Origin of the sequence: Haloferax sp. S2CR25 (assembly GCF_031624535.1) — an archaeon.
GTDB lineage: Archaea > Halobacteriota > Halobacteria > Halobacteriales > Haloferacaceae > Haloferax > Haloferax massiliensis.
Genome location: NZ_JAMQOO010000002.1, coordinates 25,837 through 44,007 on the forward strand (window position 1 = coordinate 25,837; position 18,171 = coordinate 44,007).

Genomic DNA, 18,171 nt, shown 5'->3' on the forward strand with positions numbered 1-18,171 from the left:
GTGACTTCCACGGTACGGCGAGCGGGCGGATTCGCGGTCGTCGGGACGTTGGCCCTCGCGGCCCCCAGTCTCGGCGCGGCCGCCTTCGCGCCCTTCGCCGCAGTCGCGCTCTTGGCGGCCTTCGTCGTCGACGACGGCCCCCTCTTCGAGCTGTTCGCGCGCCCCGGCGACCGGCAGGACGGCCGGCTCAACGGGCTCGCCGGGTTCGCGCTGGCCGCGACCGGCCTCGCCCTCTTGGCGACGGTCCCGCGCGTCACGATGCCGCTTTCGGTGTTCGCCGCCGCGGTGTTGATACTCGCCTACGGCAACCTCGGCGCGCGACTGGTGGGTTCGAGAACGTCCGACGAGTCGCTTCGCGCGGCGGGCTTCGTCGCGGCCGCGGTCCTCGCCGGCACGGCGGGACAGGTCGTTATCGCGTCGCTGACGGGCGACGCCGCGCTCCTCGCCCGGTTCGTCCTGCTCGCGGCCGTCGGCGGCCTCGTCGGCGCGGTGCTCCGGACGGCCCTCTACGAGCGCGACGACCCGCTCGTCATGCTCTCTATCGGCCTCGTCCTCTGGGGCGTCGAGGTGCTCGCGGGGCCGGTGTCGCCGACGCAGACCGGCGTCGCGCTCGCCCTCACGGTCGCGCTCGGCTACGCGGCCTACGCCCTCGGGACGGCCTCCGTCGCCGGCATGATAACCGGCGTGCTCCTCCTCCTCTTCGCGGTCGTCTTCGGCGGCTTCGGCTGGGCGCTCGTGCTCGTCTCCTTCTTCGGCGTCGGCGCGCTCGCCACCAAGTTCCGGTACGACAGCAAGGCCGAACGCGGCGTCGCCGAGGACAACGACGGCGCTCGCGGGACCGGCAACGTCCTCGGCAACTCGGGGGTGTCGCTCGTCGCCGTCGTCGGCTACGCCGCGGCGCAGACCCTCGGCTACCCCCTCGCCAGCGACCTGCTCGTTCTCGCGTTCGCCGGGTCGGCCGCCGCCGCGATGAGCGACACGCTCTCCAGCGAAATCGGCGGGCTGTTCGACCAACCGCGGCTCATCACCTCGCTCAAGCCCGTCCCGGCGGGGACCGACGGCGCGGTCACGTGGCAGGGCGAAGTCGCCGGCGCGCTCGGCGCGGCCCTCGTCGCCGGCGTGAGCGTGCTGGTGCTTCCCCTGCCGGCGCAGACGGCCGCCATCGCGGTCCTCGCCGGCGGACTCGTCGGGATGACGGTCGACAGCCTCCTCGGCGCGACGGTCGAGGGAGCCGGCCTCGGCAATCAGGCGGTCAACTTCCTCGCCACGCTCGCCGGCGCGCTGGGCGCGGTCGTCGTCTGGATTCCGCTGTGACGGGGGGCGACGCGGCCGCGACGGGTGTTCGCCCCGCCCGCGCCGCCGACGTGCCGGCCGTCGAATCGCTCCAGCGACTCGTCTCCCACCCGTCTCCCGACCTCTTGGACGCGTGGCCAGCCGTCGGCACGCTCCTCGTCACCGTCGACGCCGCCGACCGGCCGGTCGGCTACCTCCTCGGTGTCGGCGCGCACCTGACCGAGCTCGCCGTCTCGCCCGACCACCGGCGCGAAGGGCGCGCCACCGCGCTCGTGGACGCCTTCCGCGACGCGCGCCGTTCTGACGCCGACGCGGCCGACACGACTGACTCGGCTGACGCGCCGCTCACGTTGCTGGTCCATCCGGAGAACGACGGCGCGCGCGCCTGCTACGAAGCGCTCGGGTTCCGCTTGGACGCCCGCGTCCCCGACGCGTTCGACGGCGACGACGGACTTCGACTCGTTCTCGACTGACCGGGGCCGGTCGCCTCGGTCGGCGTCGCGGCGTGTTCGTTCTCAGTCGAGAAGCTGGTCCGCGGTTCTGACGCGGACGCTGACGGGCTTTTTGACGTACTCGCCGGCCGAGCGCGCCACGACGTGTTCGACGCCGCGCTGGGCCGCGATGTCGACGAGCTTCTGGCTCGCCTCGCCGTCGACGACGACGATTGCCGGGGCGGGGTCGGCGTACTCGACGGCGTCGTAGACTTTCTCGACCGCGACCTCGTCGGCGACGTCGAGGTCGGCGTCCAACAGGCGGGCCATGCCGCTCTCGTCGGCGATGACCTCCCGAACGTGGTCGGCGAGCGAGGGCCGTTCGTCCGCCGGTTCGACCGCCTCGGCGACGGCCTCGACCTCGGACTCGGTGAACACCTCCGCGTCGGGAGCGGCGTCGGCGTCGGTATCTGCGCGCGCGCTCGCGGCGTCCGCGGGCTTTTCGACCGCGACGGTGCCCCCGGTGGCTTCGGCGGGGGGCTCGGTGACCGCCTCGGCCGACCCGTTGGCCGGGCCGTCTGCGGATGGAGTCGACGACGCCTCAGTCGTCGGCGACTCCGTGCGAGGGTCCGCCGGGGCCTCCCCCGTCCCGTTGACGGCGGCGACGGCGGCCCGGAAGTCCCCGTCGCCGTCGTCGGGGAGCGACGAGAGCGCGACCTTGTTCCGGAGGGCGCGGACGACCGACGCGCGGTCGAGGTCCTCGACCGACTGGCCGTCGGGCGCGAACGCGACGTAGTCCACGTCGCCGACCTGCGAGAGTTCGCGCAGGATGAGTTCGCCGCCGCGGTCGCCGTCGAGGAACGCCGTGACGGTCCGCTCTTGGGTGAGGCCGGCGACCGAGTCGGGGACGTTCGTCCCCTCGACGGCGACGGCGTTTTTGATGCCGTAGCGGAGGAGGGTGAGCACGTCGGCGCGCCCCTCGACGACGATGATGGCGTCGGAGTCGGCGACGCGGGGGCCGGCCGGGAGGCCGTGATACTCGGTGATGTCCTCGACGCGGACGCTCTCTTTGACCTCTTCGAGGATTTCTGTCGAGGACATCACGGTGTCGTCGAACGACTCCGTGAGGAGTTCCTTGGCGCGCTCGACGACCATCCGGCGCTTGGCCTCGCGCACGTCCTCGATGTTCGTGACCTCGATGACGGCCTGACAGGGACCGACGCGGGTCAGCGTCTCCAGCGAGGCCGCGAGGATGGCCGTCTCGACTTTGTCGAGGCTGCTGGCGATGGTCATCTGGCCGAACGAGTGGCCGTTCTCGGAGTCTATCTGTACGTCTATCCGACCGACCTTGGAGGACTGTTGGAGGTCGCGGAGGTCGAGTTCGTCGCCGAGGAGGCCCTCGGTCTGGCCGAAGACGGCCCCGACGACGTCGCTCCGTTCGACGACCCCATCGGCGGAGATGGAAGCGTGAATGAGATATTTTGCAGTGTCGTCCATTGGTGAAGTCACCCCGCTGGGGGTGGTGATGTGGTGATTGTGATGGCGTCATGGGCCGTCCCCACGAACGTCATTATATAAGTTGCGCCCGAGGGAAATATCTATCGTGGCCGACGATTCGAACGTCGGCCGGCGCTCGTTGCCGTCCTCGAATCCACGTCGTCGCCGGCGAATCGCCGCTCTTCCGCCGCCGTCGACGACCGACCGATTCGTTACGTCTCCTCGTCAGTTCGGTGCGCCGCGACGAACTCGCCCGCGTCCCGGCAGAACGCCGCCGGGTCCTCGGGGAAGTCGTGTTCGGCGACGGCCCACTCGACGAACCCCTCGCGGGCGGCCGCGAGACAGCGTTCGACGTCGAGGTCGCCCTCGCCGAGGTGGACCGGCCGCCCGCCGCGTTTCGCGTCGGCGTCGACCACCACGTCTTTGAGGTGGACCACCGGGGTCCGGTCGGCGTAGCGGTCGAGGTACGCGACGGGGTCGTAGCCGGCCGTGAGAATCCACGCGAGGTCGAGTTCGAAGCCGATACCCGACTCCTCGGCGAGCCGGTCGAGCGCGGGTTCGCCCTCGACCGTGACGAGTTCGTGGTCGTGGTTGTGGTACAGCAGTCTGACGCCCCGCTCGTCGCACTTCGCGGTCAGGTCGTCCAGCCGGCGTGCGGTCTCGTCGACCGCGTCGGCGTCGGCGAACGCCTCCGGCGGCAGGAACGGCACCACGAGCGTCTCGACACCGAGCGCGCCGTAGCGTTCACAGACCGCGTCGAGGTCGGCTTCGAGCTCCTCGATGGGGACGTGGGCGGCGGGCGCGCCGACCCCGGTCTCGTCGAGAGCCGCGCGGACCGCCGCCGCGTCGTCGACGCCCGCGAACTCCACGCCGTCGAAGCCGGCGTCCGCGGCGCGGCGAACGAGCGCCGCGGTCGGCTCGTCGAGGTCTCGAAGCGAGTAGAGCTGGATGCCGAAGTTCATGTGCGTCCGCTCGTCCGCGCCGCTGGAAACTGTTTCGGCGCTCGGGTCGGCGTGACCGGCAGACTGGCCGACGGGACCGCCACCCGCGACGCGGCCGTGACGTGGGTGGTCCCGGTCGTTCGACAGCCATTGTTGAAGAAAATAGTTCTTCAATACGGGGCAACGTAGGTCGATAGAGTAAGATTTACGCCTCGTTATCGATTATCGTTCCTACGAATGACGCGAGTTCGCATCGACTACCGCTGGATTGCCGTCTTCGCAATCCTCGTGACGTTCGCCGTTCCGTGGTTCCTCTGGGGCGACAGCAGGGTGTTCGCCGGCCTGCCGCTGTGGCTCTGGTGGCACATCGGCTGGATGGGGCTGACCGCGGTCGTCTTCCACCTGTTCACCCGGACGGCGTGGGACCGCGGCATCGTCGGGGAGGGGGAGAGTCGCTGATGGTGTCGGCGCTCGGCGTCCAACTCGGCGTCGTCGGCGCGTACCTCGTGGTCGCGCTCGCGGTCGGCCTCCTCGCCTACCGCCTGACCAGCCGCGACGCGGAGGACTACTACCTCGCCGGTCGCTCCATCGGGACCGTCGTCCTCCTGTTTACGACCTTCGCGACGCTCCTCTCTGCCTTCACGTTCTTCGGCGGCCCCGACCTCGCCTACCGGGCCGGCCCCGAGTGGATTCTCGTGATGGGCGTCATGGACGGCGTGCTGTTCGCCATTCTCTGGTACGTCGTCGGCTACAAGCAGTGGCTCGTCGGCCGCGCCCACGGCTACGTCACGCTCGGCGAGATGCTCGGCGACCGCTTCGGCTCGACCCGCCTGCGCGCCGTCGTCGCCGGCATCAGCCTGTTCTGGCTGTTCCCGTACGTGATGCTCCAGCAGATGGGCGCGGGGGAGGCCATCGTCGGCCTGACCAACGGGATGGTTCCGTACTGGGCCGGCGCGGCCGGTATCACCGTGTTCATGATCGCCTACGTCGTCATCGCGGGGCTCCGCGGCGTCGCGTGGACCGACACGCTTCAGGGGCTGTTCATGCTCGGCGTCGTCTGGCTCGCGGTCGGCTGGGTCGCGGCCGCGGCCGGCGGCCCCACGGCGCTCTCGAACGCCCTCGCGACCAACGAACCCGAGTTCCTCGCGCTCGGCGGCGGCGTCTACTCGCCGCAGTTCATCATCTCGTCGGCCGTCACCATCGCCTTCGGCGTGGCGATGTTCCCGCAGATAAACCAGCGCTTCTTCGTCGCCAAGTCGAGCGCCGTCCTCAAGCGCTCGTTCGCCCTGTGGCCCGTCCTCGTCGTCCTGCTTTTCGTGCCCGCGTTCATCCTCGGCACGTGGGCGGCCGGCCTCGGCGTCGCCGTCCCCGAGGGCGCGAACGTCCTCCCCGTGCTCCTCAACGAGTACACGCCCGTGTGGTTCGCCGCGCTCGTCATCGCCGGCGCGATGGCCGCGATGATGTCGTCGTCGGACTCGATGCTCCTCTCCGGGTCGTCGTACTTCACCCGCGACCTCTACCGCCCCTTCGTCAACCCCGACGCGAGCGACGCCCGCGAGGCGTGGCTCGCCCGCATCGGCGTCGCCCTGTTCGCCACGCTCACGTTCGTCGCCAGCCTGTTCCGGCCCGGCACGCTCGTCTCCGTCGGCGACACCGCCTTCGGCGGGTTCGCCCAGATGGCCCTGCCGGTCATCGTCGCGCTCTACTGGTCGCGGACGACCCGGTCGGGGATGTTCGCCGGCATCCTCGGCTCGCAGGCGTTCTACCTCGCGCACGTGTTCGTCCCCGCGATAGAGGTCGGGTCGATGACGCTGTTCGGGCCGACCTACCTCACGTGGGACTACGCCCTCTGGGGGATGGCGCTGTCGGCGCTTCTGACCGTCGGCGTCTCCGCGATGACCGCCGCCGCGCCCGAGGAGAACCAGTCTCGCTTCACCGACGGTCTCCGGGCCGACTGACGCCGCGCCGACCCGACCGCGACTCCGCGCCGACCCGTCCGTTTTCGCCGCAACGAACCTTATCTTCCTGCGCGAGTAACCTCCCCCCATGCCCGAAGAAGTGCTGTTCGAGTCCGAGAACCGACAGACCCGCGCCGAAATCGCGTCGTACCTCCGCACCGTCGCCGACAAACTCGACGCGGGCGAGCCGATTACGCTGACCGCCGGCGACCAGACGGTCACGATGGAACCCCCCGCGTCGCCGACGTTCGAGGTGAAAGCGGAACGCGAGGGGCCCGCGGGCGGTCCCTACGAACTGAGCATCGAGTTCGAACTGGAGTGGGACGAAGGCGCAGAGGACGGTGCGGACGCGAGCGGCCTCGAAATCGAGTGAGGCGGTCGAAACTCACCTCCGGCGACCGCCGAATACGGTTACTCTTTTGACACCGCCGCGAGTCGTCGGTGACTCATGGAGATTCGACCGCTTCAGGCCGACGAGGTAGAGGCACTAGTGGACGACCTGTGGCTCCCGTTCGCCGACGAGATGGGCGACGTCGACGACTACGACGCGCTGGCCGAGGACGTCGACGTGCGGGCCGAGGCGCTCGACTACCGGACCGAGCAGTTGGAAGCCGATGATGTCCGGACGTTCGTCGCCGTCGCGGGCGGGGAGTCGGCGGCGGAGTCCGGTCCCGCCCCTGACTCCGCCGAGGCGTCGCTCCGCGGCTACGTCACGGTCGCCGCGTCCGAATCGCCGCCGGTGTTCGCCCGCGGGTCGGTCGCCAAGGTGAAAGACCTCTACGTCGCGCCCCCGGCGCGGGGCGAGGGCGTCGGCACGGAACTCCTCGAACGGGCCCACGAGTGGGGCCGCGACCGGGGGTGCGAGCGGGCCGCGCTGAGCGTCCACGCCGACAACGACGCCGCCCGGTCGTGTTACGAGTCGATGGGCTACGAGACGCGCTACCTGAAGCTCGACCGCCCGCTCTGAGCGCGGGAACGGAGGCGGCTTCGACCGCGAAAATGAGGGTTGAGCCGCCGTTTCGGGGGCGAGTTCGCCCCGCGAACCCGAACTCTCAAAGTCGCTGAATCCTATTGACGCGCATGAACGAGTCGGGTCACCAAGTGCTCATGGAGCAGGACGTGCTCCGCCGCCGCCTCGACGACGGCGACCTCCCCGACTGGGCGAGAAAGCACTACGAGACCTTCCGCGAGACGATGCTCGGCGACCGCGACGGCGCGCCGTTCCCCTGTTACTTCGGCATCGAGTCCGAGCGAAACGGCGACGCCCTCTACACGTTCGTCGATTCGATGACCGACAAGGACGCGCTGTTGGCGCTCCGCGACACGCTCCTCGAATATCTCGACGTGTACCCGGACTACTCCGAAGCGTGCTCGCTCGTCACGTTCTTCAAGCCGCCGGCGGAGGACCTCACCGAGGCCGACTACCACGAACATCTCTGGCACATCCTCCAGTTCCTCCACGTCAACGACCCCGAACCGTGGCCGGCGGACATCCCGACCGACCCCGACGACCCGACGTGGGAGTTCTCCTTCGGGGGCGAGCCGATGTTCCCGACCACTCGCGCGCCGTTCTACGACGAGCGCGTCAGCCGCTACTGCCCGTGGGGCCTCGAAATCACCTTCCAGCCGCGGGCGCTGTTCGACGGCATCACCGCCGACACCGAGGCCGGCCAGCAGGCCCGCGCGGTCATTCAGGGCCGCATCGAGGAGTACGACGGCGTCTGTCCGCACGCCGACCTCGGCGACTGGGGCGTCGAGGGCGACCGCGAGTGGCCGCAGTACATGTTCTCCTCCGACGAGACGCAAGCGCCCGACGAGTGCCCGATTCGCATCACTCGCGAGCATCCGAAAGTGCCGATGGCACCGGCGGACGACTGATGGCGGGGACCGATTCGAAGGTCGAGCGATGACCGCTTCCGACCTCCCGGCCGACGCCGTGCTCGTCTGTATCGACATGCAGGTCGGCTTCGACGACCCCGCGTGGGGCGACCGCAACAACCCCGAGATGGAGGTGTGCGTCGCCGACCTGCTCGCGGCGTGGCGCGCGGCCGACCGCCCGGTCGTCCACGTCCGCCACGACTCCACCGAACCCGACTCGCCGCTCCGGAGCGACCGCGAGGGCTTCGCGTGGAAGCCGGAGGCCGAACCAGCCGACGGCGAACCCGCGTTCACGAAGCGCGTCAACAGCGGCTTCATCGGGACCGACCTCGAAGCGTGGCTCCGCGAGCGCGACTACTCGACGCTCGTCGTCTGCGGTCTCACGACCGACCACTGCGTCTCGACGACCGCCCGGATGGCCGAGAACCTCGGCTTCGACGTGTACCTCCCGGCGGACGCGACGGCGACGTTCGACCGCGAGGGCTACGACGGCGAGCGCTTCTCGGCCGACGAGCTGCACCGCACCGCGCTGGCGCACCTCAACGGCGAGTTCGCCACCGTCGTCGAGTCGGGCGACCTGTCGGCGACGCGGTGAGTCGTCGAAGTGCCCGCCGTCGGTCGGCCGTGAAGCTGTAGTCAGTTTTTCATGTCCCCGTCGAGAGCGACTTCTATGGACCGTCGATTCCTCGCCGTCGTCGGGGTGTTCGACCTGCTCATCGCGGGCGGCCTCGCGTTTCTCGGCGCGCTCGCGCACCCGCTTTCGTTCGCCCAGTTCGCGCTGTTCGTGGCCGCCGGCGTGCTGTTGGTCGTCGCCGGAATCCGCGAATCGGTCGCTCTCGGGTCGACGACCCTCGGATGGCACGTCGTTGCGGGCGCGGGTTACGTCTGCTTCGGGATGGCCATACTCGTGAACGGCCTCTCGTCCGTCCTCGACGCCCGCGGCGACGTCTTATTCGGTGGGCTGTCCGCGCTCCTACTCGCCCCCGTGATGTTGTTCATGGGCATCGATTACCTCCGCGGCGGCGTCCACTTCGACCTCTCGACGTTCGAGTGAGCGTCGGCGTCGACGACCGCGGGGCGTCGAGGCCGGCGTAACCCAATTCGGTTTCTCGAACCGGCCGCCGTTCCGGCTCCCGATTACGCAAATACATTTCCCCGTCGGCGCGGAATCCCCATCCGAATGGGCGTTTCGTTCCCGTACGGCGACGAACTCGCGGTGGACTTCGAGTGGCACGAGTTCACCGGCGCGGTGGGTGATTCGGTTACGGTCCTCCCCATCGTCGTCGCCGTCGCCCGCCTGACCGACCTCTCGCTGGCCGTGGTGCTCGTCTGGTTCGGCGTGTTTCAGGTCGTCTGGGGGCTGTACTACGCGGCCCCGCTGTCGGTCGAACCGATGAAGGCGCTGGCCGCGCTCGTCCTCGCCGAGACGGTCACGACCGGCGAGGCGCTCCTTGCCGGGTTCGGCCTCGGCGTCGTCCTCCTCGCTATCGGTCGCACCCGCTCGCTCGGCCGCCTGAGTCGCTACATCGGCGCGCCGGTCGTCCGCGGCGTCCAGTTCGGCGTCGCGCTCGTCCTCCTGTCGACGGGGCTCGAACTCGGCGCGGGCGACCTCCCGCTCGCCGGCCTCGCGGTCGCCGTCGCCGCCGTCGCCCTCCTCACCAGACGCTCGAACGTGAGCGCCCTCGCCGTCCTCGCGGTCGGCGGCGCGGTCGCGTTCGCCGACGTGGGCCACCTGTCGCTCACCGTTCCGTCGGTCGGCGACGCCCGACTGCTCTCGCTCGGCGACCTCTCGTTTTCGGCCGCCGAGGCCGCAATCGCCCAGTTGGCGATGACCGTCGGCAACGCCGCGCTCGCCACGTCGGTCCTGCTCGCGGACTACTTCGACCGCGACGTCTCCGCCGACGAACTCGCCACCAGCATGGGCGCGATGAACCTCCTCGCGGTCCCCCTCGGCGGCTTTCCGATGTGCCACGGCAGCGGCGGCGTCGCCGGCAAGTACGCCTTCGGCGCGCGGACCGCCGGCGCGAACGTGATTCTCGGCGCCGGCTACGTCCTCGTCGCCCTGTTCGCCGTGGACGTGGTCGCCGCCTACCCGGTCGCCATGCTCGGCGTCGTCTTGGCGATTATCGGCCTGCAACTGGCGCGGACGAGTCTGACCAGCCTGACCCGCGCGGACGGCTACCCCCTCGTGGTCGCTATCGCCCTCGTCGGCGTCACGGTGAATCTGGGCGTCGCGTTCGTCGGCGGCGTGGTGGCGTGGCTGGCGTGGGAGCGTTGGGGCCGAGCGGTGTGGGACGGGGAGTGACGGTCGGGTCAGTTGGTCGGATTCATAACCGACCCCGCCCACGTACCACGTATGCAGACGCACATCGTTCCCGTCGGGTTCGACTACGACCGACTCATCGCGCCGCTCATCCGCGATCAGTTGGACGTGGACCGCGTCATCCTCCTCGAAGGGGCCGTTGGGAGCGAGGCGAACGTCGAGTACTCGCGGAACCTCTCGGGCAAACTCGAAAAGGACTTCGAGAACCTCCTCGGCGCAGAGACCGAACGCGTCATCGTCGACGACGTGTACGACTACGACGCGGCGTTCGAGCAGGCGTACGACCTCATCAACGCGGAACTCGACGCCGACGACGAACTCCGCGGCGACGACGACGAACCCGGCGAGGTGTGGGTCAACGTGAGCGCGATGCCCCGCCCGGTCTCGTTCGCCTTCGCCACCGCCGCCCACTCCATCATGGTCGAGCGACAGGCCGACCGCGAGCGCATCCACACCTACTACACGGCCCCCGAGAAGTACCTCGAAACCGAACTCGCCGAGGAGTTGCGGACCGAGCGCGCGCTCCTTTCGGACCTCCTCGAATCCGGCGAAATCGACGCCGACCGCATCCGCGAGCGCCTCGACGCCACCTCCGACCTGCTGTCGGAGTTCGACGAGCGCGGGACGACCATCGGCGCGAAGCAGATAGACGGCCGCCACATCGTCGAACTCCCGGTGGCCTCCTTCTCCAACGTCAAGCCGTTCGAGGAGGTCATCCTGTTCAAACTCGGCGAGCACGGCGAGTTCGGGTCGGTCTCCGAACTCGCGGAGGCGCTCGCCCGCGAGATGAACGAGGAGTACACCGACTCCTTCCGGTCGAAGGTCATCTACAACGTCGACCGCCTCGGCCCCGGCGGCAAGGGCTACATCGAACAGGAGGAACGCGGGAAGTCCTACCGGACGCGCCTCTCCAGAATCGGCGAGTTGTGGGTCCGCGCCCACGCCGACAGCGACGAGTTCCGGACGAGCGAGGAGTGAGGTCGGCGGCGACGATAGTAGGCATCTGACGGCTATCTGATGGCGGTTTTGTGAGGTTCGAACCGGCGATACTCCAAGCTGGCTCGGGGCGTGACGGTTATATCAGAATATTCTGGTAACTATCGAAGAACGGTTATGAGCTCCGGAGTGCTATACACTAGCACCCATGCCGCTATACATGGACGTACACCGGAACGTAGAGGGGAGTGCGAAAGACGTCGCCGAGGCCCACCGTGCAGACCTGGAGACGCAGGGCAAGTACGGGGTGAACTACAAGCACTACTGGGTCGACGAGACGGACGGCGCAGTCTTCTGCCTCTTCGAGGCACCGAACAAGGAGGCCGGGGCGAAAGTCCACGAAGAGGCCCACGGCCTCGTCGCCGACGAGATATTCGAAGTCCAGCAAGGCGAGTAAGCGCGGCCGGCGCACCCCTCGGCGCGTCCGTTTGAAGCGACTGTTTTTCGGTTCTCAGAACTCCAGCCCCGACGGGTCAGCCGACGGCACGAGCGGGCTCGTCGGCAGTTCCGCCGGCGGCTCGGGGAGGTTGTACTCGCGGGGGGCCACGTCGTTCGGGCCGTCGGGGTAGAACACCGACGCGAGCAGTTGGATGTGGTCGCGGCCCGCGTCGAGTTCGAACTGGCCGCCGCCGTACAGCGACATCCCGCGTTCGTCGGCGTACTCGATGGTGTCGAACAGCGACTCGACCGTGCCGAATCGCGAGGGTTTGACGTTCAGCCACGACGGCTCGAACGGGAGGGATTTCACGGATTCGACGCCGGTAATCGGGGCGTCCCACGAGACGCGGGTCTCGCGGCCGTCGAACAGCGGGCGCGTCTCGTCGGTGAACGCCGGGTCCTCGACGACGGCGTCGGGGAAGCCCGACAGGACGCGCTCGTAGAGGTCGGGGTCTGGGGCTTGGTCCACGTCGGTCCCCTCGTACTGCCCTTTGAGGTCGAGGATGCGGACGCAGTCGTGCGCGGCGAGCGACGCCACAAGCTCGTCGTGCCAGTCGGTTGTCGGGTCGAGTTTGAACTCGCAGTCGGGGTCGCGGTCGAGGAGCGTCTCGACGCGGTCGGCCGACGGCGGGTCGCCGAGGCGGGTGCTCGCCACGAACCGAACCGGGTCGCGCTCGCGGTCGACGGCGGACGCGAGGTCGGTGTCGGCCTGCCGGAGCGCGAGGTCGAGGCCGGCGGATTCGAGCGCCCAGCGCCGGTAGTGTGCGGCCGTCTCGCGCTCGGGTTCCTTCGTCGGGAACAGGTCGACCCCGTCGAGCGCCGCGGAGAAGTCGGCGAACGTGTCGTAGCTTCCGGCGAGGTCGAAGGCGTCCGCGGGCGCGTTCGCGAGGGCGTCGTGGTCCTCGGCGTCGTAGGTCACGTCCTCGCCGCGGCCGACCGCGCCGTCGCCGACGAGCGAGAACACCGTGGTCTTGCGGAGAAAGCCGCTCGACGTGTCGCTCTCGAAGCGGTCGCGGGAGACGGACTCGACGGTCAGCGGCAGGTCGGCCACGCGGTCGAAGAGGCGCATAGCTCGTCGGTTAGGGTCGGCGGGACAAAAGGCTACGTCTGAGTCGGCCGACGACGCGTCGGTTCCCGGTCAGTCGATGCCGCCCCGTTCGAGCTTGGCGACCCGCGTCGCGAGCGCGAGGAACGTCGCCGCGACGGTCAGGAGGACCGCGCCCGCCGCGGCGTACTCGTGGGCTGGCGAAACGTGCTGGACGACGCCGTCGACGATTGGCTCGGCCGGGATGAGCGTGTGGTGCGGCGTGCCCGCGATGGGGACGAAGTAGTCCACGAGGTCGTTGAGAGCGTACCAGCCGACCGCGACGAGGACGGCGAGACTCGGGAACTCGGCGTACCGCTGGATGAGGAAGGCCTCGACGACCATGGCGAGGTGGCTCCAGAAGAGGAAGTTGTACATCGCCCAGTGGAGGTACGAGAAGTCGCCTTTGAACGCGAGGAGGACGTACGGCGTCCACAGCCCGAGTTTGAGACAGCCGAAGAACGCGAGGGCGTTGACGTACTCGTTCGAGCGCCCGAGTTTCCAGAGCGCGAGCGACAGCGCGATGAACAGCGTGGCGACGGGGCTGTCGGGGACGAGCGGCCACATCGCGGTCGGCTCGATGCTGAACTGGTAGCCGTAGTACCAGAAGCCGAAGGCGGTCCCGACGAGGTTGATGACGACCACGAGCCAGGCGATGTTGAGACCGAAGTTCTCCAGCCACTCCGGCAGGGGTGCGAGCCACCGCGGGAGGTCGGTCCCCGCCGGGAGGCCGTCGTCGTCGAGCAGTCGGGTCGCCGCGTCCATACCCACGCCGAAGCGGGGGTGGACAAAAGTGATGCCGGTCTCGGTGACTGCGGCCGGTGTCGGCGGGCGGGGATTACGCCCGCGGCGCTGTTGAAGTCCTCAGCCGCTGATAGCTTGTTGAGTCCGTGCTGAATACAGGGCGCGAGTCGGTCACGTCCACCGACGAGCAATCTCGTAAGCGATGGTCATGGGCAGGGTGATGCCCAAGACGACAAACAGAATCTCATCGACTGTCGGACCAGTTTGCACGAGGGTACTGTAGAACACGAGAGCGCCCGTAGCGAGGACACCAACAACGGTTGCGACGTATTCCGGACTTGTCCAGCTGGCCTGCGAATCGGAGGAGGGCATGCGCTATAGTGCCGACGCTGTGGTGGTATAGTTTGGGAGTTTTTAGGTGAATACGTGGTCTCCGGTTGCTTCATACACCCTCTGAGTATTGCACGCTCCATCTGTCAAAAGCTAAGTAGTTCAACAGAATCACGACACCCCGCCGCCGACCACGAAACACGACCTGTGCGGAATGCGAACGGTTGGCGGGCGGAAGCGACCGCTTAAGTGAGCCCAGTCGCAAGCGACCGATATGCCAGAGGAGACCGACCTGGAGGAGCTTCGGCGCGGGACCGAACTCGTCAAGCGCGGGTTCGCCCAGATGCAGAAGGGCGGCGTCATCATGGACGTCGTGGACGCAGAGCAAGCGAAAATCGCTGAGGAGGCCGGCGCGGTCGCCGTCATGGCGCTCGAAGCCGTCCCGGCCGACATCCGCAAGCGCGGCGGGGTCTCCCGGATGGCCGACCCCGAGACGGTCAAAGAGATCATCGACGCCGTCTCCATCCCGGTGATGGGGAAGGCCCGCATCGGCCACTACACCGAGGCGCAGATTCTCGAATCCATCGGCGTCGACATGATAGACGAGAGCGAGGTGCTCACCCCGGCGGACAACGACTACCACATCGACAAGCGCGAGTTCACCTCGCCGTTCGTCTGCGGCGCGCGCAACCTCCCCGAGGCGCTCCGCCGCATCAACGAGGGCGCGGCGATGATTCGCACCAAGGGCGAGGCCGGCACCGGCGACGTGAACCAGGCGGTCACGCACCAGCGCACCATCAAACACCAGATTCGGTCGCTGACCGGCCTCAACTTCGACGAGCGCGAGAAGTGGGCCCGCGAGCACGAGGCGCCCGCCGAACTCGTCCACGAGACCGCCGAGATGGGTCGCCTGCCGGTCGTCAACTTCGCGGCCGGCGGCATCGCCACGCCCGCGGACGCCGCGCTCATGATGTACCACGAGTGCGACGGCATCTTCGTGGGCTCCGGCATCTTCGGCGCGGAGGACCCGGAACAGATGGGCGAGGCCATCGTCGAGGCCGTCAACAACTGGGACGACCCCGACACGCTCGCCGACATCGCCGCCGGCATCGGCAAGGGCATGAAAGGCGAGGCGAACGTCGGCATGGCCGACGAGGACAAACTGCAGGGCCGCGGCGTCTGACGCGGCGGCAATCGACGCGCTCGACCGTCTCGGTTCTCGATTCGGTTTTTCCGCTCGGTACGTCGTCCGCTCTCAGGCGAGGAGTCCCGACTTCCCCTTTTCCTTTCCCGTCGCGTCGTCGGACGACTCCTCGCCGAGGAGGACGGTGACCGGGCCGTCGAAGTTGAGCATGACCGACTGCGTCAGGTCTCGGGAGATGAGCTTTCCGGCGGGCGAGCGGCGGCGACCGGCGATAAAGAGGTGGTCGCAGCCCTCCCAGCGGGCCGTCTCTAAGATGGTGTCCGCCTCGGGGCCGATGTCGGCGACGATGCGGTAGTCGAGGTCCAGTCCCTCGAACGCCTCGCGGGCGACGCGCTTGGCGCGGCGGGTGGCCGACTCGATGGCCTGGTCGATGCCGTACACCACGTCCGAGGAGCCGACGCTGGCGAGCGCCGAGCGGGTCCGCTCGAACTCCTCGTCCGGGAGGACGGTGAGGACGATGAGTTCAGCGCCGCTGCCGGCGGCGAGTTCGCCGGCCTCGCGGAGGATTCGGTGCGACCGCTTTTCGGGGGAGACGACGACGAGTGCTCGTTCCATGATTCGAATATATCGCGATAGTGAGAAAAGTCTTCTCGGAATCGTGTTACCAGCGACCGCGATAACGCGTTGCAGTCGCTCAGACGGGAGAAAAGACGAGAATCTGGTGTGCGAGTTGTTCTCTGTGTGTCGTTCAGCGCTCGAACACTTCGGCCCCGCGACCGACCCGCGTCTTGTAGGCGCGGGCGGCCACGTCGGCCTCGTCGAAGGCTTCGAGCATCGCGCCGGCGACGCGGGTGCGGTCGCCCGCTTGGCAGACGGCGAGGACCGACGGGCCCGCCCCGGAGACGGTGACGCCGGACGCGCCCGCGCCGAGGGCGGCCTCGCGGACCTCGTGGTAGCCGGTTATGAGCTCTGCTCGCGCGGGCGTGACGACGCGGTCGTCCATCCCCGCGCCGACGAGGTCGGCGTCGCGGCGGCACATCCCGACCGCGAGGGTCGCCGCCCGGCCGACCGTGTGGACCATGTCCTCGATGCTGGCGTCGCTCGGGACGACGCGGCGGGCGTCGCGGGTCGAGACGGCGATTTCGGGGAGGCAGGCGACGAGCGGGATGTCGGCGTCGACGGTCGTCACGCCCTCGTCGGTCGCCACGGTGAAGCCGCCGAGGAGCGCGGGCGCGACGTTGTCGGCGTGGGCCTCGCCGGAGACGACGGCCTCGCCCTCGGCGGCGATGGGCACGAGTTCCTCGTGGGAGTGCCCGCGGTCGTACAGTTCGTTCAGCGCGAGGGCGGCGGCGGCCGAACTCGCCGCCGACGACCCGAGCCCGGACGACGGGCGGACGCCCTTGTCGATGCGGATGTGCGCGGGGGCGTCGAGCGCCTCCGCGACCGCGCCGACGACGTTCCGGTCGGGGTCGGTCGGGATGTACTGGCTGCCGACGCCGGTGACTTCGATCGTCGTCCGGTCCGCCCGTTCGACGTGCACGATGTCTGCGGGGCGGTCGAGAGCCACGCCGAAGACATCGAACCCACTTCCGAGGTTTGCGCTCGTGGCGGGTGCGCGGACCGTAACCATGCCCCGCTGTTGCCTTATCGCAGATAAAAATGTGGCGAACGTCGCAACGACCCCGTCTCGGTCGCTCGGCGAAGCGCGCCGACGCGTCCCGCGGTCGGTGACGACGCCGGCGGACCCGGCCAATCAGAAAGGACTTTCCACCGGACCTCGAACGTCCGAGCATGATAGGCATCGTCGGCGGCGGCATCGCGGGGCTCGCCGCGGCGTACCGGCTCCAGAACCGGGGCCACGACGTTCGAGTCTTCGAGGCGGCCGACTCTCTCGGCGGCCTCGCCGCGACCTACGAGACGAACGGCGACGACATCGAGAAGTTCTACCACCACCTCTCGAAGTCCGAAGAGACCATCGTCGAACTCGCCGAGGAACTCGGCCTCGGAGACGACTTGGAGTGGCGCATCGGCAAGAACGCCTACTACGTCGACGGCGTCGTCCACCCGCTGGACACCGCGTGGCAGATCGCCGCGTACCCCCACATGAGCCTCTACGACAAGTTCCGCCTCGGCATGCTCACGCAGGGTATCGACGTTCGCGGGGGTATCCCGGACTTCGACGCCTACGAGGACCTCGCCGAGTACGAACACACGCCCATCGAGGAGTTCGTCGTCGAGCACACGACCCGCGGCGTCTACGACAACTTCGTCGACCCGCTTTTGGACGGGAAGTTCGGCGAGCGCAAACACGACGTGTCGGCGTCGTGGTTCCTCGGGCGCGTCCGCTTCCGCGGCGAGCGCGACCTGCTTCGCGGCGAGAAACTCGGCTACTTCGACGGCGGCTTCGCGCCCTTCATCGACGCGCTCGTCGAGGCGGTCGGCCGCGAGCACATCGAGACCGGCGCGCGCGTGACCGAACTCGACACCGACGGGGAGGCGGTCTCGACGCTGACCGTCGAGGCCGACGGCGGGACCGAGACCCACGAGGTCGAGTCGGTCGTCGTGGCGACGATGCCGAACGTGCTCGAAGACCTCACGGGCTTCCCCTGCGACATCGACTTCCAGGGGGCGGTCTGCGGGCTGGCGACCATGTCGGAGTCGCTGATGGACACCTACTGGCTCAACATCGCCCACGACGCGCCGTTCGGGTCGCTCATCGAGCACACGAACTTCGTGCCGAAAGAGCGCTACGGCGGCGACCACCTGCTGTACGTCGCCAGCTACGTGCAGGGGCCGCACGAGGACCTCTGGCAGATGAGCGACGAGGAGGTCGAAGACGCGTGGTTCGACGAGATAGAAGCCATGTTCCCCGACTTCGACCGGTCTGCGGTCGAGGAGTTCCGCATCGCTCGCAACCCGCGGGCGGGCCCGGTGTACGAGCGGGGCTACCTCGACCTCGTCGTCCCGTACGACCTCGGCGACGACGTGGCCGAGGGCGTCTACTACGCGGGGATGGCGTCGGAAGCGCAGTATCCAGAGCGGTCGCTGAACGGCGGCATCGTCGCCGGCTACGAGGTCGCAGACCGCATCGACCGCAGCCTGTAGTCCGGTCAC

The 18,171-nt window shown here is 68.8% G+C and carries 20 protein-coding genes; 14 read left to right on the top strand and 6 right to left on the bottom strand.

The features are described from left to right. The gene (locus tag NDI65_RS05415; RefSeq protein ID WP_089781703.1) at positions 1 to 1,314 is read left to right on the top strand and encodes a DUF92 domain-containing protein; all 1,314 of its coding nucleotides are present in this window, start codon (positions 1 to 3) and stop codon (positions 1,312 to 1,314) included. Continuing rightward, positions 1,311 to 1,766 (top strand): GNAT family N-acetyltransferase, encoded by a 456-nt coding sequence (locus tag NDI65_RS05420; RefSeq protein ID WP_089781701.1) that lies wholly within the window; start codon positions 1,311 to 1,313, stop codon positions 1,764 to 1,766. Before NDI65_RS05415 ends, NDI65_RS05420 begins: the two co-directional genes overlap by 4 nt. A 42-nt stretch (positions 1,767 to 1,808) precedes the next feature. Here the strand turns inward: NDI65_RS05420 and dnaG are convergent, their stop codons facing one another. Further along, positions 1,809 to 3,221 (bottom strand): DNA primase DnaG, encoded by a 1,413-nt coding sequence (gene dnaG / locus NDI65_RS05425; RefSeq protein ID WP_310893466.1) that lies wholly within the window; start codon positions 3,219 to 3,221, stop codon positions 1,809 to 1,811. Positions 3,222 to 3,433: 212 nt separating this feature from the next. Then, positions 3,434 to 4,183, bottom strand: a complete 750-nt coding sequence (locus NDI65_RS05430) for a sugar phosphate isomerase/epimerase (protein WP_089781697.1) — start codon at positions 4,181 to 4,183, stop codon at positions 3,434 to 3,436. Positions 4,184 to 4,399: 216 nt separating this feature from the next. On the opposite strand from NDI65_RS05430, the gene NDI65_RS05435 reads away from it, so the two are divergent. From NDI65_RS05435 to NDI65_RS05480, 10 genes are all read left to right on the top strand, one after another. After that, complete coding sequence (locus NDI65_RS05435; RefSeq protein ID WP_089781695.1) at positions 4,400 to 4,621, top strand: DUF3311 domain-containing protein; 222 nt, start codon at positions 4,400 to 4,402, stop codon at positions 4,619 to 4,621. Continuing rightward, entirely contained in the window at positions 4,621 to 6,120 is a 1,500-nt protein-coding gene (locus tag NDI65_RS05440; RefSeq protein WP_089781693.1) for a sodium:solute symporter family protein, read from the top strand. The genes NDI65_RS05435 and NDI65_RS05440 overlap by 1 nt, the downstream gene beginning before the upstream one ends. A gap of 88 nt (positions 6,121 to 6,208) precedes the next feature. After that, positions 6,209 to 6,493, top strand: coding sequence for an amphi-Trp domain-containing protein (locus NDI65_RS05445; RefSeq protein WP_089781691.1), 285 nt, complete (start codon positions 6,209 to 6,211; stop codon positions 6,491 to 6,493). A gap of 75 nt (positions 6,494 to 6,568) precedes the next feature. Then, the gene (locus NDI65_RS05450; protein ID WP_089781689.1) at positions 6,569 to 7,087 is read left to right on the top strand and encodes a GNAT family N-acetyltransferase; all 519 of its coding nucleotides are present in this window, start codon (positions 6,569 to 6,571) and stop codon (positions 7,085 to 7,087) included. Positions 7,088 to 7,200: 113 nt separating this feature from the next. After that, positions 7,201 to 7,998, top strand: coding sequence for a YqcI/YcgG family protein (locus NDI65_RS05455; protein ID WP_089781686.1), 798 nt, complete (start codon positions 7,201 to 7,203; stop codon positions 7,996 to 7,998). Between the two features lie 28 nt (positions 7,999 to 8,026). Continuing rightward, positions 8,027 to 8,593: a cysteine hydrolase family protein gene (locus NDI65_RS05460; protein WP_089781684.1), complete on the top strand. Its 567-nt coding sequence runs from the start codon at positions 8,027 to 8,029 to the stop codon at positions 8,591 to 8,593. Between the two features lie 75 nt (positions 8,594 to 8,668). Then, positions 8,669 to 9,052, top strand: coding sequence for a hypothetical protein (locus NDI65_RS05465; protein ID WP_089781682.1), 384 nt, complete (start codon positions 8,669 to 8,671; stop codon positions 9,050 to 9,052). Positions 9,053 to 9,178: 126 nt separating this feature from the next. Further along, positions 9,179 to 10,303 (top strand): putative sulfate/molybdate transporter, encoded by a 1,125-nt coding sequence (locus NDI65_RS05470; protein ID WP_310893467.1) that lies wholly within the window; start codon positions 9,179 to 9,181, stop codon positions 10,301 to 10,303. A 51-nt stretch (positions 10,304 to 10,354) separates the two neighbouring features. Next, a complete protein-coding gene (locus tag NDI65_RS05475) occupies positions 10,355 to 11,299 on the top strand; it encodes a DUF6293 family protein (RefSeq protein WP_007275692.1) in 945 nt (314 codons plus the stop codon). Between the two features lie 166 nt (positions 11,300 to 11,465). Next, positions 11,466 to 11,714, top strand: a complete 249-nt coding sequence (locus NDI65_RS05480) for a DUF4242 domain-containing protein (protein ID WP_139043145.1) — start codon at positions 11,466 to 11,468, stop codon at positions 11,712 to 11,714. A gap of 54 nt (positions 11,715 to 11,768) precedes the next feature. Here the strand turns inward: NDI65_RS05480 and NDI65_RS05485 are convergent, their stop codons facing one another. After that, on the bottom strand, positions 11,769 to 12,824 hold the full coding sequence (locus tag NDI65_RS05485) for a hypothetical protein (protein ID WP_310893468.1): 1,056 nt from the start codon (positions 12,822 to 12,824) through the stop codon (positions 11,769 to 11,771). Between the two features lie 69 nt (positions 12,825 to 12,893). Beyond that, a complete protein-coding gene (locus NDI65_RS05490; RefSeq protein WP_089781676.1) occupies positions 12,894 to 13,604 on the bottom strand; it encodes a DUF1405 domain-containing protein in 711 nt (236 codons plus the stop codon). Positions 13,605 to 14,187: 583 nt separating this feature from the next. Here NDI65_RS05490 and pdxS point away from each other — a divergent pair. After that, positions 14,188 to 15,096, top strand: a complete 909-nt coding sequence (gene pdxS, locus NDI65_RS05495; RefSeq protein WP_089781672.1) for a pyridoxal 5'-phosphate synthase lyase subunit PdxS — start codon at positions 14,188 to 14,190, stop codon at positions 15,094 to 15,096. 72 nt (positions 15,097 to 15,168) lie between these two features. On the opposite strand, the gene NDI65_RS05500 is transcribed toward pdxS, so the two are convergent. Together NDI65_RS05500 and NDI65_RS05505 are read right to left on the bottom strand one after the other, a co-directional pair. Next, positions 15,169 to 15,672, bottom strand: coding sequence for a universal stress protein (locus tag NDI65_RS05500; RefSeq protein WP_089781670.1), 504 nt, complete (start codon positions 15,670 to 15,672; stop codon positions 15,169 to 15,171). 133 nt (positions 15,673 to 15,805) lie between these two features. Beyond that, complete coding sequence (locus NDI65_RS05505) at positions 15,806 to 16,687, bottom strand: homoserine kinase (protein WP_089781668.1); 882 nt, start codon at positions 16,685 to 16,687, stop codon at positions 15,806 to 15,808. 161 nt (positions 16,688 to 16,848) lie between these two features. Here NDI65_RS05505 and NDI65_RS05510 point away from each other — a divergent pair, with 161 nt between their 5' ends. Next, positions 16,849 to 18,162 (top strand): NAD(P)/FAD-dependent oxidoreductase, encoded by a 1,314-nt coding sequence (locus NDI65_RS05510; RefSeq protein WP_310893469.1) that lies wholly within the window; start codon positions 16,849 to 16,851, stop codon positions 18,160 to 18,162. The last annotated feature ends 9 nt before the right edge of the window (positions 18,163 to 18,171 follow it).

Excerpts from the sequence above, each read along its gene's own strand:
- dnaG (WP_310893466.1), bottom strand. The coding sequence starts at position 3,221 with ATGGACGACACTGCAAAATATCTCATTCACGCTTCCATCTCCGCCGAT.
- NDI65_RS05430 (WP_089781697.1), bottom strand. The coding sequence starts at position 4,183 with ATGAACTTCGGCATCCAGCTCTACTCGCTTCGAGACCTCGACGAGCCG.
- NDI65_RS05435 (WP_089781695.1), top strand. The coding sequence starts at position 4,400 with ATGACGCGAGTTCGCATCGACTACCGCTGGATTGCCGTCTTCGCAATC.
- NDI65_RS05440 (WP_089781693.1), top strand. The coding sequence starts at position 4,621 with ATGGTGTCGGCGCTCGGCGTCCAACTCGGCGTCGTCGGCGCGTACCTC.
- NDI65_RS05445 (WP_089781691.1), top strand. The coding sequence starts at position 6,209 with ATGCCCGAAGAAGTGCTGTTCGAGTCCGAGAACCGACAGACCCGCGCC.
- NDI65_RS05450 (WP_089781689.1), top strand. The coding sequence starts at position 6,569 with ATGGAGATTCGACCGCTTCAGGCCGACGAGGTAGAGGCACTAGTGGAC.
- NDI65_RS05455 (WP_089781686.1), top strand. The coding sequence starts at position 7,201 with ATGAACGAGTCGGGTCACCAAGTGCTCATGGAGCAGGACGTGCTCCGC.
- NDI65_RS05460 (WP_089781684.1), top strand. The coding sequence starts at position 8,027 with ATGACCGCTTCCGACCTCCCGGCCGACGCCGTGCTCGTCTGTATCGAC.
- NDI65_RS05465 (WP_089781682.1), top strand. The coding sequence starts at position 8,669 with ATGGACCGTCGATTCCTCGCCGTCGTCGGGGTGTTCGACCTGCTCATC.
- NDI65_RS05470 (WP_310893467.1), top strand. The coding sequence starts at position 9,179 with ATGGGCGTTTCGTTCCCGTACGGCGACGAACTCGCGGTGGACTTCGAG.
- NDI65_RS05475 (WP_007275692.1), top strand. The coding sequence starts at position 10,355 with ATGCAGACGCACATCGTTCCCGTCGGGTTCGACTACGACCGACTCATC.
- NDI65_RS05480 (WP_139043145.1), top strand. The coding sequence starts at position 11,466 with ATGCCGCTATACATGGACGTACACCGGAACGTAGAGGGGAGTGCGAAA.
- NDI65_RS05485 (WP_310893468.1), bottom strand. The coding sequence starts at position 12,824 with ATGCGCCTCTTCGACCGCGTGGCCGACCTGCCGCTGACCGTCGAGTCC.
- NDI65_RS05490 (WP_089781676.1), bottom strand. The coding sequence starts at position 13,604 with ATGGACGCGGCGACCCGACTGCTCGACGACGACGGCCTCCCGGCGGGG.
- pdxS (WP_089781672.1), top strand. The coding sequence starts at position 14,188 with ATGCCAGAGGAGACCGACCTGGAGGAGCTTCGGCGCGGGACCGAACTC.
- NDI65_RS05500 (WP_089781670.1), bottom strand. The coding sequence starts at position 15,672 with ATGGAACGAGCACTCGTCGTCGTCTCCCCCGAAAAGCGGTCGCACCGA.
- NDI65_RS05505 (WP_089781668.1), bottom strand. The coding sequence starts at position 16,687 with ATGGTTACGGTCCGCGCACCCGCCACGAGCGCAAACCTCGGAAGTGGG.
- NDI65_RS05510 (WP_310893469.1), top strand. The coding sequence starts at position 16,849 with ATGATAGGCATCGTCGGCGGCGGCATCGCGGGGCTCGCCGCGGCGTAC.